This is a genomic window from Dryocola baronae, from assembly GCF_051297175.1.
Taxonomy (GTDB): domain Bacteria; phylum Pseudomonadota; class Gammaproteobacteria; order Enterobacterales; family Enterobacteriaceae; genus Dryocola.
Genome location: NZ_JBINNY010000001.1, coordinates 771,974 through 787,915, shown reverse-complemented (window position 1 = coordinate 787,915; position 15,942 = coordinate 771,974). Strand labels below are relative to the sequence as shown.

Sequence of the window (15,942 nt, the reverse complement as noted above, 5' to 3'; positions counted from 1 at the left end):
GGAGTGGAAAACTACTTCACCATATAGCCGTACAAACGCTTAATCCCGTCCGCATCCGTTTCGCTGTACACACCCTGTAACTCCGGCGAGAAGCCCGGCAGCATGTTGACGCCCTCTTCCAGTGCCAGGAAGTAGCGCAGCGCGGCGCTTCCCCAGACTTCACCCGGCACCACGCAAAGCACGCCCGGCGGGTACGGTAGCGCGCCTTCCGCCGCAATGCGCCCCTCGGACTGGCTTAAACGCACCAGCTCCACGTTGCCACGGATAAACTCGCTGTGGGCGTCCTGCGGATTCATCGCCACCGCAGGCAGGCTGCTCTTGCGGAACATCGCCTTCTGCAAATCCTTCACTTCGAAGCTGACGTACAGATCGTGCATTTCCTGGCAGAGCCGGCGCAGCGTGTAGTCCTTATAGCGCACGGAATATTTCTGATAGATGGTCGGCAGGACGTCGGCAAGCGGCGTGTCGTCCTCGATGTGCTGCTCAAACTGCGCAAGCATCGCCACCAGCTGCGACATTTTCTCGGCGCTTTCCGCAGGCGTCAGCAGGAAGAGGATCGAGTTGAGATCCGACTTTTCCGGCACCACGCCGTTTTCACGCAGATAGTTCGCCAGAATCGCCGCCGGAATCCCAAACTCGGTGTACTTCCCGGTGCGCGCATCGATGCCCGGCGTGGTCAGCAGCAGCTTGCAGGGATCGACAAAATATTCGTCTTTCTCATAGCCTTCAAAGCCGTGCCATTTTTCACCCGGCTCGAAGCTAAAGAAGCGACGCTCCTGCGCGATGATTTCCGTAGGGTGATCCTGCCATGGCCGCCCCGCCACGACCGGCGGAATAAACGGTTTGATCATCTTACAGTTGGCGACGATCGCCTTGCGCGCCTCGATGCCCAGCGCCACGCAGTCCGCCCACAGGCGGCGTCCGCTCTCACCTTCGTGGATTTTGGCGTTGACGTCCAGCGCCGCAAACAGCGGGTAAAACGGGCTGGTTGAAGCGTGCAGCATAAAAGCGTTGTTCAGCCGCTTGTGCGGGCAAAAACGCGCCTGGCCGCGAATGTGGTTATCTTTTTTATGGATCTGCGAAGTCTGCGAGAACCCGGCCTGCTGCTTGTGCACCGACTGGGTGACAAAGATCCCCGGATCGTTTTCGTTGAGATCAAGCAGCAGCGGCGAGCAGTCCGCCATCATCGGAATAAACTGCTCGTAGCCCACCCACGCGGAGTCAAAGAGGATGTAATCGCACAGGTGGCCGATTTTATCCACTACCTGGCGGGCGTTGTAGATCGTGCCGTCGTAGGTGCCAAGCTGGATCACCGCCAGGCGGAACGGGCGTTCTTTCTCGGCGCGTTCCGGCGCGACCTCGCGGATCAGATCGCGCAGATAAGCGTCGTCGAAGCAGTGCGCGTCGATGCCGCCGATAAAGCCGAACGGATTACGCGCCGCCTCCAGGTAGACCGGCGTAGCACCGGCCTGGATCAGCGCGCCGTGGTGGTTGGATTTATGGTTGTTACGATCGAAGAGCACGAGATCGCCGCGCGTTAGCAGCGCGTTGGTGACGACCTTGTTAGCCGCCGAGGTGCCGTTGAGCACGAAGTAGGTTTTATCCGCGTGGAAAACTTTGGCGGCAAACTTCTGGGCATCCTTCGCCGATCCTTCGTGGATCAGCAGGTCGCCAAGCTTCACGTCCGCGTTGCACATATCGGCGCGAAAGACGTTCTCACCGAAGAAATCATAGAACTGACGCCCGGCCGGGTGCTTTTTAAAAAACTCGCCGTGCTGATGTCCAGGGCAGGCAAAAGTGGCGTTTTCCATCGCCACGTATTTGGTCAGCGTGTCGAAGAACGGCGGCAGCAGGTCTTCTTCATATTCCGTCGCCGCCGTTTCCAGCTCGAGATAATCCTGCGCGCGGCCGGTAATCACGCCCGTAAAAGCAGACTGGTCGTCCGGCTGTGTCGCGGAGGCTAAAAAGACCGGCAGATTAAAGCCCGTGCGCTTCAACAGCGCCAGAATGCCGCTGCGGCTGTCGGCGGCGGACAGCACGACCGCTGCAACATCGGTGAAGTCGGTGCTATCGAGCGCAACCACTTCACGATGGGTGGAAAGCGTGGCAACCACATCGTGGCTGGCGGCGATTTTCAATGATTTCATAGCGAAGGTCTTCAGGAGACTGCGGAAAGGAGAACGGGCGCCATTGAGAGATGTCGGTGAACAGTGACTGCAATCATCAACAGGCGCCCCGCTGCATACGTGAAATTGCGCGCAATAATGGCACCTTCTTACATGGGGTTCAAGACGCGAGCGGCCACCTACATGCAACACGGCGCACATTATTCATGCAAACGCGCGGGACAAACCTACAAAATCGTTGACGAAGAATGGGCTTTACGGTTTAATGCGCCCCGTTGCCCGGATAGCTCAGTCGGTAGAGCAGGGGATTGAAAATCCCCGTGTCCTTGGTTCGATTCCGAGTCCGGGCACCACTATTTAGAAGAACCAGCCTACGGGCTGGTTTTTTGCTTTCTGGCGTTCAGAAATTCTCAGTGCTTCCCTCCTCCCCATCATTCTTCCCTTTCCCCTGGAGCAAGATAAGACGCAGGCGGCGTACATGTGGGCTATATATTTGAAGACTCTTTTGCGGAGCTTCCTCCATGATGCGGTTAACCATGATCCTGCTCGGCGTTGATTTTCTGCGGTCACACTGGCGCGGGCTGCGTCGCTTCGGCTGGGTGACGCTGATTGCCGGCCTTGTGATTTTTATCGACGCGATGGACGGCTCGCTGTTCTTCCCCATCGAACCTTTCGCCTGCCTGCTGTTGTTTGAAGGTGCCGCCACGCTGATGGTGGCGCACAGCGGCATGGGCGGGCAGCGCGTGCTGCGCTACGTTAAGGGCAGCGCTTTTACCCTTGCCGCTCTGCTGATTCTGGCCGGACGCCACGACGGCGACGTCATCCTGGCGATGATTTTCGGCGCGCTGTTTTTATTCGACGGCGCTTTGCAAATCGCCTCTGCGGTGGTGGTACGATACCGGCGCTGGCGGCCCGCGCTGTGGGGGGGAATCGTTGAAATCGCGCTGGCGATTTTCTTCTTTCAGCCCTGGCCATCAAACTACGCAGGCACGGTGCCCTACTGCCTCGGGCTTGGCCTGGCCTTCGCGGGGTGGAACATGTTTATCCTCGCCAACCGCGTGAAAAGGGCCGCTACGAATCCGGGAATGCAGGGAACGATATTTATGGAAGAAACCGACGCCGAACCGCCCGCCGTGGTGGAATGGGACGGCCCGCCGGGCGACGACGAAGAAGCGCTGACGGTGCACGTCTGGACGCCCGCCGGTTCGGCCCCCGGCGAGACAATCCCGCGCCCGGTGATCAGCCGCTACATCGCCGCCGTCGACCGCAACGGGGTCATTTCCACCGGGCACGCGGCCTTAGAATCCCCGCACGGTATTTACATCAGCCTTTATCCCGCGGAGCTTATCGACCGCTCCCCAGACGAATTTGCCCGCCTTCTGCGAGCCACGCCGGAAAACAACGTAGCCGGACTGTTTCAGCCGGATTATGCGACGGAGGCCGCAAACTGGTGCCCGTCAACCCGCAAAGTGCGCATCCGCAACTACAGCGAAGCACGCCTTAACGCCTTCTGGGAAAGCTATCGCCAAAACGAATCCTACAATCTGACCTATCGTAACTGCTCCAGCAGCGTGGCAAAAGCGCTCGAGGCGGCGCTTGAGGGATCGGTCGGCAGGCTTTGGCAGTCGCGCGGGTTCTGGATGGCGATGGGCAAGCTGATGTCCACCCCGGAGCTATGGGTCGCGTTGCAAATCCGTAAACGCGCCGAAACCATGGCCTGGACGCCGGGGCTGGTGCTGGACTACGCCCGCGCGCTGAGCATGCTCGCCGACCCGCGCCCTACCGGCTGGTTTAACACCACGGGGCGAGCGCTTAAGAAAATGTTCCGTCGCCGGGTAGCCTGGGAGAAGGGAAAAAGCGGTGAAGGTATTCAGGAATAAACGCGGGACGCACGACGTAAGTTAGGTTGGGTGGATGAGCGCAACGCCATCCACCCAATAATTCAGTACTTGCCCTGCCGCGAAAGCTTATCAAGATAGCCCATCGCGAAAGCGGATAGCACGAAGGTGAGATGGATAATCACATACCACATCAGCTTGTTGTCCGGCACGTTTTTGGCGTCCATAAACACGCGCAGCAGGTGGATGGAAGAAATGGCAACGATGGAGGCCGCCACTTTGTTTTTGAGCGAGCCCGCGTCCATTTTGCCAAGCCAGCTCAGCTTTTCCTTGCCTTCCGAAATGTTCAGCGTCGAGACAAAATTCTCGTAGCCGGAAAACATCACCATCACCAGCAGCCCGCCAACCAGCGCCATATCGACCAGAGAAAGCAGCACGAGGATCAGATCCGCTTCGGCGATGGAGAAAATGTTCGGTATGACGTGAAGGATTTCCTGGAAAAACTTCAGCGTTAAGGCAAGCAGGGCCAGCGATAAACCGAAATAAACCGGCGCTAGCAGCCAGCGTGCGGCGTACATCGCATTTTCAAAGATACGTTCCATAGTGTCCTGAATCCGAAAAAATTGGACGCTTAGTATAACGAATCCGGCCAGCCCCTGTCCTGCCGCTTAGCGTCTTAGCTGGTTAACGTCAGGCGGCGCGCGGTTTCATAGTGTTGCACCCAGTAGCGGTTTGCCAGGGATGAGATCGTTACGCCCTGGCTTCTCGAGGCGTGCATAAACTCGCTGTTGCCGAGATAAACCCCGACGTGGCGCACGCCGGGATGCGTCTGGAAGAACACCAGGTCGCCCGGCTTTAGCTCTGACCTGTCGATGCGCTGGCCGTTTTTGATCTGTTCAAAAGTGGTGCGCGGCAGCTGCTTGTGCAGCGAGTCATTGAAAATATGCTGCATCAGCGCAGAGCAGTCGACGCCGCTATGTGTCGAGCCGCCCCAGTGGTAGCGGGTGCCTTTCCACTGGGAATACTGCGCCAGCAGAGCGTTTTTAATTTCCTGCGTGCTCTGCTTATTATCGCTCGCGCTAAACGTTGCGCGCTGCGTATAAACGTCTGGCTGGGAAAGCGTTTGTGTCCCTAAAGACGCAAATTCCTTTGGCATATTAAAGGCAAAGGAATTTGTGCTAAATAATGCGGGAATAAATAACAGCAACGCGGGAAGACATTTCTTAAGGCTAAATTTTTTAAATGGCGACATAAGCAACTTTTTAACAGAGGTATAACGAATCCTTACCAGATTACCCGCTACGGGGGGAGTGAATCTTCGTTGAGTGCGCAAATAATAACCACTGGATATTATTTCACCAATGAAAAAAGGGTCTAGTTTTGGACTTTGAAATTTTACCTCAACGATACAGCTGCTTACGTTCACACAGCCTTTTAGACGTTGGTAAGCTCCACCTGCGGGCGCTGGTACTGCGGCCAGACGAGGCCGACCAGCGCGGGATAGGCCTCCTGGCTCAGCTCGTTAAAACACTGGCGCAGGTTGAGCACTTCGATATCGGAAAACTTCACCTGTTCGCCTTCCGCACAGCGCTTTTTTAAATTGTCATAGTATTTGTACACCGCCGAATTCAAATCGCTACAGCGGCGCTGGGCGTTAAACAATTCCGGGTTAGTCGTCAGCTGGTCAATACTCATTCTTTTAATGGTCGCGTGGGTGAAATCAATATATTCACTGCTGACGCGCCAAAAGTAATCCGGCGTGATTTTCGCCATCAGCATGGAGAAATAATCTTCACGCTCTTCCGGGCTACTAGAAGAAAGCTCTTTTAATTTAGCCGATGACGTTCGCTCCTGCTCCACGGACATTTCTTTCATTAATAGCAGCACGATACATAACAGCATCAGAATGGCGACAATAAAGTAAAATACGTTATGCATCAGAAACTCCTGTTTTTTTTAATTTGAAATTGAGGCATTATATTATCGACATCTCGCCTAAACAGGCGCTCAGCAGGTGATTGATATTACAGGATATAAATCCATGTTGCCCAATAATTTTATGCCGCGACACTTTCAGGCTATGGCTTTGAAAGAGCACGGCGAAAACCCGCAATTCAGCCAGGCAGAAAGCCCCGAGCAGCATAAACTCCAGGCGCTTGAAAAAACTATTCTCAGCGGCAGGCATTATGCCGGACAGGCTAAAAACACGCTACTGGAAGAAACTGACCGGCATATAAAAGATCGCCTGCTCTGTGCGGTTAAAATCGAAACGTTGGTGGCGGTTATCAATGAGCTATGTGAGCAGGAAAAGCTCAATCCCGGCGATCTACACATGTTATTAGCAGACAAGACGGCAGCGCTCGCTCTAAAAGAAGAGAGCATATGGTTAAACCAGTTAACCCAGGAAAAAAGCTGGCCGCTATTTTATTCTTTTGAGGAGTAGGGGCATGTCGGAATTAAGTAAAATTAAGCCGCAGGTAAACAAAATGGCCAGCAGCGAAGATGACCTGCAATTTACCTTAAATCAAAATATTAATGCACTGGTCGTTCTAAAGAATAAAACCCTTGCTCAGTACACTCAGGAAATAACGGATATTACCTCAGCGCTCGTCGAGCTTAAGTGGAAAAACCGCCGCGAAATCTATCCGATGAGATTTAAAGAGGAGGTCTATGGCGCGGTATTAAGTGAAATTATCGCCAGCCATCCGCAGCTTAAGCAGTTGATAACATCGCGCCTCGAGGCCAACTATCAGGCTATCCGCGAACGTGAAGCGCAAACATTATCCCTTACGCGCGCGCTAGCCGAGGGCATTTATAAAACCCCGAATTTGTAGCGGGTGCCGGGGTAAAAGGGCGTCGCTCCCCCTGCCCGTCTACCCTGGCAGCGTTGCTCAGGCCAGGCGGAAAACCGAAATAGCCTGCTGTAGCTCATCCGCCTGCCGCTGCTGCTGTCGTGCCGCCTGCACCGTTTGGGCAACGTGCTCCACGTTTTCATGAACGCTATCGTCGATGCTGGCGACGCTTTCATTCATCTGCGTGATACTGGCGCTCTGCTGGCCGCTCATCACCGAAAGCTCCTCCACCAGCTGTGACAGCGTGCTGATAGAGGCGATAACCTCTTTCATCGTTTCCCCGGCGTGCTCAACCTGCTGGGAACCGTTGCGCGTGCATTCGACGGAAACCGAGATCAGCTGGCGAATGTCCTTCGCGGCGTTTTCACAACGCATCGCCAGAGTACGTACCTCCGAGGCAACGACCGCGAACCCTTTGCCGTGCGTTCCGGCCCGCGCCGCCTCCACGGACGCATTCAGCGAAAGAATATTCGTCTGGAAAGCGATCCCGTCGATAAGCTCAAGAATGTTGCTGATGCGCTGGGACTCATCGCGGATTTGCTCCATGGTCTGCGTGGCCTCGTTGATGCTGGCTCCGCCGCGCGTGGCGACTTCGCTCGCTCGGGTTGCCAGCTGCTTGGCTTCATGAGATTTCTCACAGGTGAGCACTGCGGCGCAGGTCAGCTGCTCCATGGCGCTGGCGGCAACGGCGAGCGCGGCGGCCTGCTCGTCCGTCCGTTTCGACAGCGCGGCATTGCGCTCGATGATACTTTCGGAAGCATTAAGCACGCCCGCTACGCCCACGCTGACTTTACCCAACGTTTCGCGCATCGTGGTGAGCGTCGTGCTAAAGGTTTGCGCGAAGGGTGAATGGCTTGCGCGTTCGCTTCTGGTGAGCGTCAAGCTGCCGGGTTCGCGGTTGATTTGTGCCGCCAGCTGCGCCACTTCGCTCGCCGAGCGCGCGTCGTTTGCCATATTAACCGCCATATAAATAAGAATGGCGCTCTGGGCGACGACAAAAATGGCGTGAAAAACCACCATATGAAAACCCACATGCATAAAACAAACGATGCCAAAGAGATCGTTTTCCTGCAGGTAATTAAATAATATATGATGTATTGCTGCGGTAACCGCTCCCATTAATACCGGGCGGTAGTCGCGGTAGGCCAGCAGAGCGGATAATAAAACAAAAACCGAAAAGTGAAATTCCGTCTCGCCTTGCGCAAGCTGTATTAACAGCGCCGCAAAACCTAATAAAGTAAAAGCGTAAAATAAACGGGTGACAAGCTGACCGGGAAATAATAGCTTGATAATGCTGGAGATTACCGCGAGCGCCCCGCCTGCCACAATCGCAACAGACAGCGAGTCATACGCCCATCCCACACCCAGCGCGATGAAAAATAGCCCCCAAACCAGGCCGAACATTAACAGATCGGCATGTTGATAAATACGCCGTAATGATACTGCAGCTGGCTGTTTATATGCTGTGTTAAATAGAGTCATCGTTGCCATTACGTTTTCCACGATTATTGTTAACCGGTATTTTCGCGGCTTTATTATCGCCCCATGAAAAAGCGTAGATGCTTTATTGTTAGCGAGTGAAATTTTTCCGTCCCGGCATTTAATCTCTGCGGTCTGTAACCTTAATTTGAATTAAGTCAGCGTACTGTGTCTCTATTGCAGCGGGTTTGCGCATTAGGAATTAACTGGAACGGTTCGACATCTCGTCATTCATAACTAGGCTTTATGGATGTGCAAACAAAAAGGAGAACGACTAATGGCAAATCACCAGTCAAAAATGCAGGATCCGCGTAACCAGTATTACACCGGCGAATATCCGAAGCAGAAGCAACCGGCACCCGGCGTACAGGCGAAGATGGACCCGGTGCCGGACTGTGGCGAAAGCAGCTATGTCGGAAGCGGGAGGCTTGAGGGCCGTAAAGCGCTGGTCACCGGCGGTGACTCGGGTATTGGACGTGCGGCCGCTATTGCCTATGCACGTGAAGGTGCCGACGTGGTTATCAACTATCTTCCAGCCGAGCAGGAAGACGCCGAACAGGTCAAAGTGCTTATCGAAGAGGCGGGCCGCAAGGCCGTGCTTATCCCGGGCGATCTGAGCGATGAAAAGTTTGCCCGCTCGCTGGTGCAGCAGGCCATTAAAGAGCTTGGCGGGTTGGACATTCTTGCGCTGGTCGCGGGTAAGCAAACGGCGGTAGAAGAGATTGCCGAGCTGACCAGCGAACAGTTTCAGAAGACTTACGCGGTTAACGTGTTTGCGCTGTTCTGGATCACTCAGGAGGCGCTTCCGCACCTGAAGCCAGGCGCGAGCATTGTGACAACTTCATCCATTCAGGCCTATCAGCCTAGCCCGCATCTGCTGGACTATGCCTCAACCAAGGCCGCCATTCTGAACTACAGCCGTGGCCTCGCTAAGCAGGTGGCAGAGAAAGGGATCCGTGTGAACGTAGTCGCCCCAGGCCCAATCTGGACCGCGCTGCAAATCTCCGGCGGGCAGACGCAGGATAAAATCCCACAGTTTGGCCAGCAGACGCCGATGAAGCGCGCCGGGCAGCCTGCGGAACTTGCGCCGGTTTACGTCTACCTGGCGAGCCAGGAGTCGAGCTACGTGACTGCCGAAGTGCACGGCGTGTGCGGCGGGGAACATTTAGCGTAAAAAAAATGGCGTGGTAATTACCACGCCATTTATTGAGTCGGTCGGGTGAGCATCGCGCCGCCCGACATTCATCTGATAAAACTATTTCGCCTTCGCGACTTCTTCACCAACCAGACCAATCTTCAGATAGCCCGCCTGGTGCAGGGTGTCCATCACGTTCATCAGCGTTTCGTAATCCACCGTTTTGTCCGCGCGGAAGAAAATCGTGGTGTCTTTCTTGCCTTCGGTAGCGGCGGTAATCACGTTGATCATGCTCTCTTTCGTCACCGGGTCGTTACCCACAAACATGGTGTTGTCGGCTTTGACGGAGAGATAAACAGGTTTTTCCGGGCGCGGCTGCGGCTGACTTGAAGACGCTGGAAGGTTGACCTTCACGTCTACGGTTGCCAGCGGCGCGGCCACCATAAAGATGATCAGCAGAACCAGCATGACGTCGATAAACGGCGTGACGTTGATTTCGTGCATTTCACCATTATCGTCGAGATTTTCGTTAAGACGCATCGCCATGGGGAATCAACCTACACGCAGTTTCTGAGCCGTACGAACCGGACGCGCCGAGCTTGCTTCCAAATCCAAATCACGGCTTTGCAGCAGTAAAACCTGAGCCGCCACGTCACCCAGTGAAGCTTTATGGCCGCCGATCATACGGGCGAAGATGTTGTAGATAACCACCGCCGGAATTGCCGCAACCAGGCCGATTGCCGTCGCCAGCAGGGCTTCTGCGATACCCGGTGCCACCACCGCGAGGTTAGTGGTTTGCGTCTGGGCAATACCGATGAAGCTGTTCATGATGCCCCACACCGTACCGAACAGGCCGACGAACGGGGAAATCGCACCGATGGTTGCCAGGAAGCCATTACCGCGCCCCATGTGACGACCGATGGCCGCGACGCGGCGCTCAAGGCGGAACCCGGTACGCTCTTTAATTCCTTCGTTGTCTTCGCTACCTGCGGAGAGTTCAAGTTCGTTCTGAGCTTCGTTAATTAACACCGTGCTGAGGCTCTTTGCGCCGAAGGCCGAGGCCATTTCGCTGGCTTCGTCCAGAGAGCGGGCTTGCGCCAGCTGCTGCTGTTCGCGCTTGAGGCGACGCTTCTGGGATAACAGCTCAACGCTCTTGCTAAAGAAGATCGCCCAGGTGACGACAGAGGCCAGAATCAGGCCGATCATCACAATCTTTACCACGATGTCAGCATGCTGATACATGCCCCAGACGGAAAGGTCCGTCTGCATCAAATTATTCGTCACTCTTACTCTCCACCGCGAAATTGATACAAAATCTGAGCGCAATAATATCAAAACGACATCGAATTGATAGTAGTTCTCATTAGTATTTGCATAGTGCCTAAAATTGTCTAATGGTTCCTTGCGTTTACGCAGTAAAAGCGGGCGACCGCCGAATTTTCAGCTTTTTTTGCCAACCTGAAGAATCGCCATGAGGCAACCCCGACAAACCATGATAAGTTATGTTTAGACATCCAGATGGTTAAACGGGGAAGCAAAACGATGGCAGCGAAGCACATTGAAACGGCGCTGGTGAACGCCGGGCGCGATAAGAAATTCACCCAAGGCTCGGTCAATACCGTTATTCAACGCGCCTCATCGCTGGTTTTTGAAACCGTTGAAGCCAAAAGGCAGGCTACCGCCAACCGCGCCAAGGGTGAACTGTTTTACGGACGTCGCGGCACGCTGACCCATTTCTCATTGCAGGAAGCCATGTGCGAGCTGGAAGGCGGCGCGGGCTGTGCGCTCTACCCCTGCGGTGCTGCCGCCGTGGCAAACGCCATTCTGGCCTTCGTGGAGCACGGCGATGAGGTGCTGATGACCGGCTCGGCCTATGAGCCAAGCCAGGATTTCTGCACCAAAATCCTCGCCCGGCTCGGCGTCACCACCCGCTGGTTCGACCCGTCAATCGGCGCGGAGATTGCCAGTCTCGTCAAGCCGAATACCAAAGTCGTTTTCCTCGAGTCCCCCGGCTCGATCACCATGGAAGTCCATGATATTCCGGCGATGGTGAAAGCGGTGCGCGCAGTCTCGCCCGACGTCATCATTATGATCGACAACACCTGGGCGGCGGGCATTCTGTTTAAAGCCCTGGAGTTCGGCATCGATATCTCGATTCAGGCGGGCACCAAATACCTGATTGGCCACTCCGATGCGATGGTCGGTACCGCCGTTTCCAACGCGCGCTGCTGGGATCAATTACGCGAAAATTCTTATCTGATGGGCCAGATGCTGGACGCCGACACGGCCTATATGACCAGTCGGGGATTGCGCACCCTGGGCGTGCGTTTACGTCAGCATCAGGAAAGCAGCCTGATACTTGCCGAATGGCTGGCAGAACACCCGCTCGTCGAACGGGTGAATCACCCTGCGCTGCCGGGCAGCAAAGGCCACGAGTTCTGGAAACGTGACTTTACAGGCAGCAGCGGTTTGTTCTCATTTGTCCTAAAAAAACGCCTAAATGATGAACAACTTCAACATTACCTTAATCATTTCCGTTATTTCAGCATGGCCTATTCCTGGGGAGGCTATGAATCGCTTATCCTTGCCAACCAGCCGGAGGAACTTGCAGCAATCCGCCCGGCAGGCGGGGTAGATTTTTCAGGCACCTTAGTTCGTGTGCATATCGGGCTGGAAAACGTAGAGGATCTTCGCGCCGATCTCGACGCTGGTTTCCAACGTATCGCCTGATATTTCCAATTCTGGACACCTGAAAGGACGTTTTTTTGCTTCCCGCCGCGATGAGTTGAGCCCGCGATCAAGATGTCGTGGGCCATTTAGCGTTACACTGTATGCAAACTAAGGTCTGTGCCGATTCGTTGCATCAACTTGCGGACATTCCTACAAAAGCGGTTCCACAGGATTTTCCATGGCTGTAATACAAAATATCGTCCAGGCGCTTTGGCAACATGACTTTGCCGCCCTGGCAGACCCTCATGTGATTAGCATTGTCTACGGCGTCATGTTTGCGACGCTGTTTCTTGAAAACGGACTGCTGCCAGCCTCGTTCCTGCCGGGCGACAGCCTGCTGCTGCTGGCGGGCGCGCTGGTTGCGAAAGGCGTGATGGATTTCATTCCGACGATGGTGATTTTAACCACCGCCGCGAGCCTGGGCTGCTGGCTTAGCTATCTGCAGGGCCGCTGGCTGGGGAATACCAAAACGGTAAAGGGCTGGCTCGATCAGCTTCCCGACCAGTACCACCAGCGTGCGACGCATATGTTTGATAAGCACGGCCTGCTGGCGCTGCTTGCCGGACGTTTCCTCGCCTTCGTTCGCACCCTGCTGCCGACCATGGCGGGCATTTCCGGCCTTAGCAATCGCCGTTTCCAGTTCTTTAACTGGATGAGCGGGCTGCTGTGGGTTGGCGTGGTGACAAGCTTTGGCTATGCGCTGAGCATGATCCCGTTTGTGAAGCGTCATGAAGACCAGGTGATGACCTTCCTGATGATCCTGCCCGTTGCGCTGCTGGTCGCCGGTTTGATCGGCACGCTGTTCGTAGTGCTCAAAAAAAAAGTTAGGATAGCCTGACCTTTAATTAGATGAATCACTCGCCGCCGTTAATTAAATACGGCGGCGAATTTCGCTTCGCTTTTCTCCCCTGCTTCCTCGATAAATGCACATCGTTTTTCCCGCTGAGGAAAATTGAGAAACAAATTCGCTTCCTCACCTCAATCAGCAATATAAACGCCTATCACAATTCATCTTATCATCCAGGATGAGTCGTCTTTGTTGCCCCGTACAGCTTATAAATTCCCGGTCCGGAAGCCCGCCGCACAAGGCGTTGGCTTCACACTTTAAGAACTTATCTGCATAACGGAGAAACAAAATGCAACTCGACTTTACGCTTAAAATCACCGATGACGCCTGGTACCCAACCGCGGAAATTAATAATTTCAAATCCAAAACGGGCGACAGTATCAATATTAAAGAAAAGCTGGAGCTGGTATTTAGCGCACCGGGGAAAATCACCGAAGGTGACGTTACCGTATCCTCCAGCCCGTGGAGCGCATTCAGCACTAAAATTGAAGCAAGTGAAGTCGCCGGCGGCGTTTATGACATTAAAATGTCCGTCTTCCGCACCGACGGCCAGGCGATCGGCGACAGCCTCACCAATATTCACATGGGCGTTAACGCCTCTTCAGATAGCGCGCCGAAGTGGTCTACGCTTGGCAATACTTTTGCCCTTGCCGCCGACGAAGAGCCAAACGTTGCGGGCAAGCTCGCCGTCAACTGCGCCGCTTTCCCGGCAGGGCTTGAAGACGCCGAGCTGGAACTTTGTCTGATTCGCGGTGAAAAAACCGAACGCCTCGCGCCAAAAGCGGGCGTGACCACGTTTGATATCGCGGCGGGCAACTATAAGGCCGTAGCGGCCAACCTGAGAACCACCGACGGCACCGTTCGCGCCTCCGTTATCCTGAGCGCGTCTGAACTGTCCATTTCCAAAGGCCAGGCCACCGCACTGGTTATTACCTTCGGCCCGGCCATGCGCAGCACGACCGTTGACGTCAGCCTCGATCTTAGCCACGTTCCAGCGCTGCTGGATGAATCCGTGCGCGTTATCTACCTTGAAAACGGCGTAGAAACCCTGGCATGCACCTTACGTTCTGGCGAGCAGCAGCGCCTTGAGCTGTTGCCGGTAAGCGGCAGCTTCGGCCTGCGCATCGACGATATTCGTCTGAACAACGTCCACTACGCCTTCGACGCCGTTAACGGCAGCCTTGACGGTCGTTTCCATGACGTCAAATTCGCCCAGGCGCAGGTGCATCAGGCTGACGACGCGCAGCCGGACGCGGCGAAACTCATCATTAATATCCATGCCGAGCAGCCGGTTAGCGCCACCTTCGGCCTGCGCCTGACGAACGATGAGGCCACCCCGCGCGAGTATCGCTTCGACAACCTGCCAGCCCAGCAGTCAAGCGCCGAGCAGGCCGTGGCGCTGGTTCCCGGCACCTACGCCGTTAAGTCCGGCACCTTTATTCACGACGGCGTTCTGCACTATGTCGACGTGGCTCCCGCGCCATTGACCGTTAAAGCCAACTCGCCGGTACAGCTGAACGTAACCATCATCGTTGGTGCAAACCTGCGCGTGAAGGGCTTCCCTGACTTCTTAAGCTTCGGCGGCTGCGCGGACATGTCGCCGAGCAACGTGGAGGATTTCGCCGAGGCGCGCGTGTCATCCCTGTTCAAATACTCCGGTGATGACGGCATGGGCGACGCGTCCGGCTATCTCGACCCGGCTAAAGAGCCGACGTCAAAAATCATCGAAATGGCGCGTGATGTTTCCGCTAAAACCGGCGACCACGTTCTGCCCGTGATGGTTTCCTACACCTGTAACCTGTCGCTTGGCGACGTGCCAAACCTGATCAAAGACCCGGTGCGCCACGAGTTTAGCTTCGCTAACTTCATCCAGGCGCTGAAGCTTGCGCAGGCGACGAAGGACGCCGACCACGAGGTTCCGGCTGGCTTTATCGTCAACCCGGACTACCTGGGCGAATGTCAGAAATACGGCTTCGCGCCGGACTATGCCGTGCCTGTACGCCAGCCGCTGGCCGCCGCGCTTGCTCATCACAACGTGGAAATCGAGGTTCCAGCCGGAATCACCGACACGTTGAAGGGCTATATCAAAGGCGTTAACTGGCTGGTGCGCGTGGTTGCGCCTGACGTGGTGCTCGGCTGGCAGGTCAACCTGTGGAGCGTGGGCGGCTCGCAGTGGGTATACAACGACTTCAGCTATGACGACGTGTTCGACCCGGCCGACGGCCAGCATAAAAAAATGCTGATGAGCCCGGAGCTTGCGGGCAAGCTGACGGCGGAATACGCCCTGCTGGTTGGCGTATTTGAAGAGACTGCCTACACCTGTGCAGACGGCACGCCTGCCGTTGCCAAGGGTGCCGATTTTATGGCAACCGACCGCTACGAAGCCGACGACTTCACCGGCCGCTCTTACAAAAACGGCTACTGCTATTCACCGTACGAATGGGATCGCACCTTCGACTACTGCGCATCGCTGAGCCGCCATCTGCGTCAGCCGGTTCTGCCATGGCAGGTTCCGGCAAGCCGTCTGGCGAGCGTTAACGAGCAGGTTGGCGAACTGGAAGAAGAGTTTTGGGGCACCGGCGGCAGCTACCTGATGGGGCATGCGGAAATCGGTCGTTCCGTTGACGCCATCAACGAACGCCTGCTGAACATTGAGTTCCTCGACGTTCACGCGCCGATGATGGCCCACAACCCGCGCGAGCTGTTCAGCCGCCACGAGTGGGATTTCACCACGCCGAAGTATCTGGACTTCCCTTCACGCGGCATCTTCCATGTGCAGGTCGGCGGCGGTGCCACCACCGGCGTGGTCAGCGCCGTAAACCACAACAGCAGCAGCTGGATGCGCGCGAAGCTTAAGGCCTATCGCAATAACCCGGTCAAGTTTAAAGGCTAAACCCGCATACCGTGCTCCGCCCGGAGCACGGTTTTTCCTGCC

Annotated in this window: 14 protein-coding genes and 1 tRNA gene; 8 read left to right on the top strand and 7 right to left on the bottom strand. The window is 55.4% G+C overall.

Annotated features, from left to right (window positions below):
* Positions 1-11: 11 nt before the first annotated feature.
* On the bottom strand, positions 12-2,147 hold the full coding sequence (locus ACSPHG_RS03640) for an ornithine decarboxylase (RefSeq protein ID WP_435952179.1): 2,136 nt from the start codon (positions 2,145-2,147) through the stop codon (positions 12-14).
* Positions 2,148-2,403: 256 nt separating this feature from the next.
* Here ACSPHG_RS03640 and ACSPHG_RS03635 point away from each other — a divergent pair.
* Positions 2,404-2,479 (top strand) — tRNA-Phe (locus tag ACSPHG_RS03635).
* A 168-nt stretch (positions 2,480-2,647) separates the two neighbouring features.
* Entirely contained in the window at positions 2,648-4,006 is a 1,359-nt protein-coding gene (locus tag ACSPHG_RS03630) for an HdeD family acid-resistance protein (protein WP_435952178.1), read from the top strand.
* A 62-nt stretch (positions 4,007-4,068) separates the two neighbouring features.
* On the opposite strand, the gene ACSPHG_RS03625 is transcribed toward ACSPHG_RS03630, so the two are convergent.
* From ACSPHG_RS03625 to ACSPHG_RS03615, 3 genes are all read right to left on the bottom strand, one after another.
* Positions 4,069-4,566, bottom strand: a complete 498-nt coding sequence (locus tag ACSPHG_RS03625; protein ID WP_435952177.1) for a TIGR00645 family protein — start codon at positions 4,564-4,566, stop codon at positions 4,069-4,071.
* Between the two features lie 74 nt (positions 4,567-4,640).
* On the bottom strand, positions 4,641-5,120 hold the full coding sequence (locus tag ACSPHG_RS03620) for a C40 family peptidase (protein WP_435952176.1): 480 nt from the start codon (positions 5,118-5,120) through the stop codon (positions 4,641-4,643).
* A 278-nt stretch (positions 5,121-5,398) separates the two neighbouring features.
* Positions 5,399-5,902, bottom strand: coding sequence for an ESA_00282 family adhesion-associated protein (locus tag ACSPHG_RS03615; protein WP_435952175.1), 504 nt, complete (start codon positions 5,900-5,902; stop codon positions 5,399-5,401).
* A 76-nt stretch (positions 5,903-5,978) separates the two neighbouring features.
* On the opposite strand from ACSPHG_RS03615, the gene ACSPHG_RS03610 reads away from it, so the two are divergent.
* The gene (locus ACSPHG_RS03610; RefSeq protein WP_435952174.1) at positions 5,979-6,407 is read left to right on the top strand and encodes a hypothetical protein; all 429 of its coding nucleotides are present in this window, start codon (positions 5,979-5,981) and stop codon (positions 6,405-6,407) included.
* A 43-nt stretch (positions 6,408-6,450) separates the two neighbouring features.
* Positions 6,451-6,798 carry a cytoplasmic protein gene (locus ACSPHG_RS03605; protein ID WP_435952173.1) on the top strand — a complete coding sequence of 116 codons (348 nt, stop codon included), beginning with the start codon at positions 6,451-6,453 and terminating at the stop codon, positions 6,796-6,798.
* A 57-nt stretch (positions 6,799-6,855) separates the two neighbouring features.
* Here the strand turns inward: ACSPHG_RS03605 and ACSPHG_RS03600 are convergent, their stop codons facing one another.
* Positions 6,856-8,307 (bottom strand): methyl-accepting chemotaxis protein, encoded by a 1,452-nt coding sequence (locus ACSPHG_RS03600; protein ID WP_435952172.1) that lies wholly within the window; start codon positions 8,305-8,307, stop codon positions 6,856-6,858.
* A 265-nt stretch (positions 8,308-8,572) separates the two neighbouring features.
* Between ACSPHG_RS03600 and ACSPHG_RS03595 the strand changes: the two genes are divergently transcribed.
* Positions 8,573-9,469: an SDR family oxidoreductase gene (locus ACSPHG_RS03595; RefSeq protein WP_435952171.1), complete on the top strand. Its 897-nt coding sequence runs from the start codon at positions 8,573-8,575 to the stop codon at positions 9,467-9,469.
* A gap of 81 nt (positions 9,470-9,550) precedes the next feature.
* Here ACSPHG_RS03595 and exbD read toward each other — a convergent pair whose 3' ends face one another.
* On the bottom strand, positions 9,551-9,976 hold the full coding sequence (exbD, locus tag ACSPHG_RS03590) for a TonB system transport protein ExbD (RefSeq protein ID WP_435952170.1): 426 nt from the start codon (positions 9,974-9,976) through the stop codon (positions 9,551-9,553).
* Between the two features lie 6 nt (positions 9,977-9,982).
* A complete protein-coding gene (exbB, locus tag ACSPHG_RS03585; RefSeq protein ID WP_435952169.1) occupies positions 9,983-10,714 on the bottom strand; it encodes a tol-pal system-associated acyl-CoA thioesterase in 732 nt (243 codons plus the stop codon).
* 258 nt (positions 10,715-10,972) lie between these two features.
* Here exbB and metC point away from each other — a divergent pair, with 258 nt between their 5' ends.
* The 3 genes from metC (at position 10,973) to ACSPHG_RS03570 (ending at position 15,900) form a co-directional block, all read left to right on the top strand.
* Positions 10,973-12,160, top strand: coding sequence for a cystathionine beta-lyase (metC, locus tag ACSPHG_RS03580; protein WP_435952168.1), 1,188 nt, complete (start codon positions 10,973-10,975; stop codon positions 12,158-12,160).
* 178 nt (positions 12,161-12,338) lie between these two features.
* Entirely contained in the window at positions 12,339-12,998 is a 660-nt protein-coding gene (gene yghB, locus ACSPHG_RS03575) for a DedA family general envelope maintenance protein YghB (RefSeq protein ID WP_435952167.1), read from the top strand.
* 298 nt (positions 12,999-13,296) lie between these two features.
* Complete coding sequence (locus ACSPHG_RS03570; RefSeq protein WP_435952166.1) at positions 13,297-15,900, top strand: hypothetical protein; 2,604 nt, start codon at positions 13,297-13,299, stop codon at positions 15,898-15,900.
* Positions 15,901-15,942 lie beyond the last annotated feature (42 nt).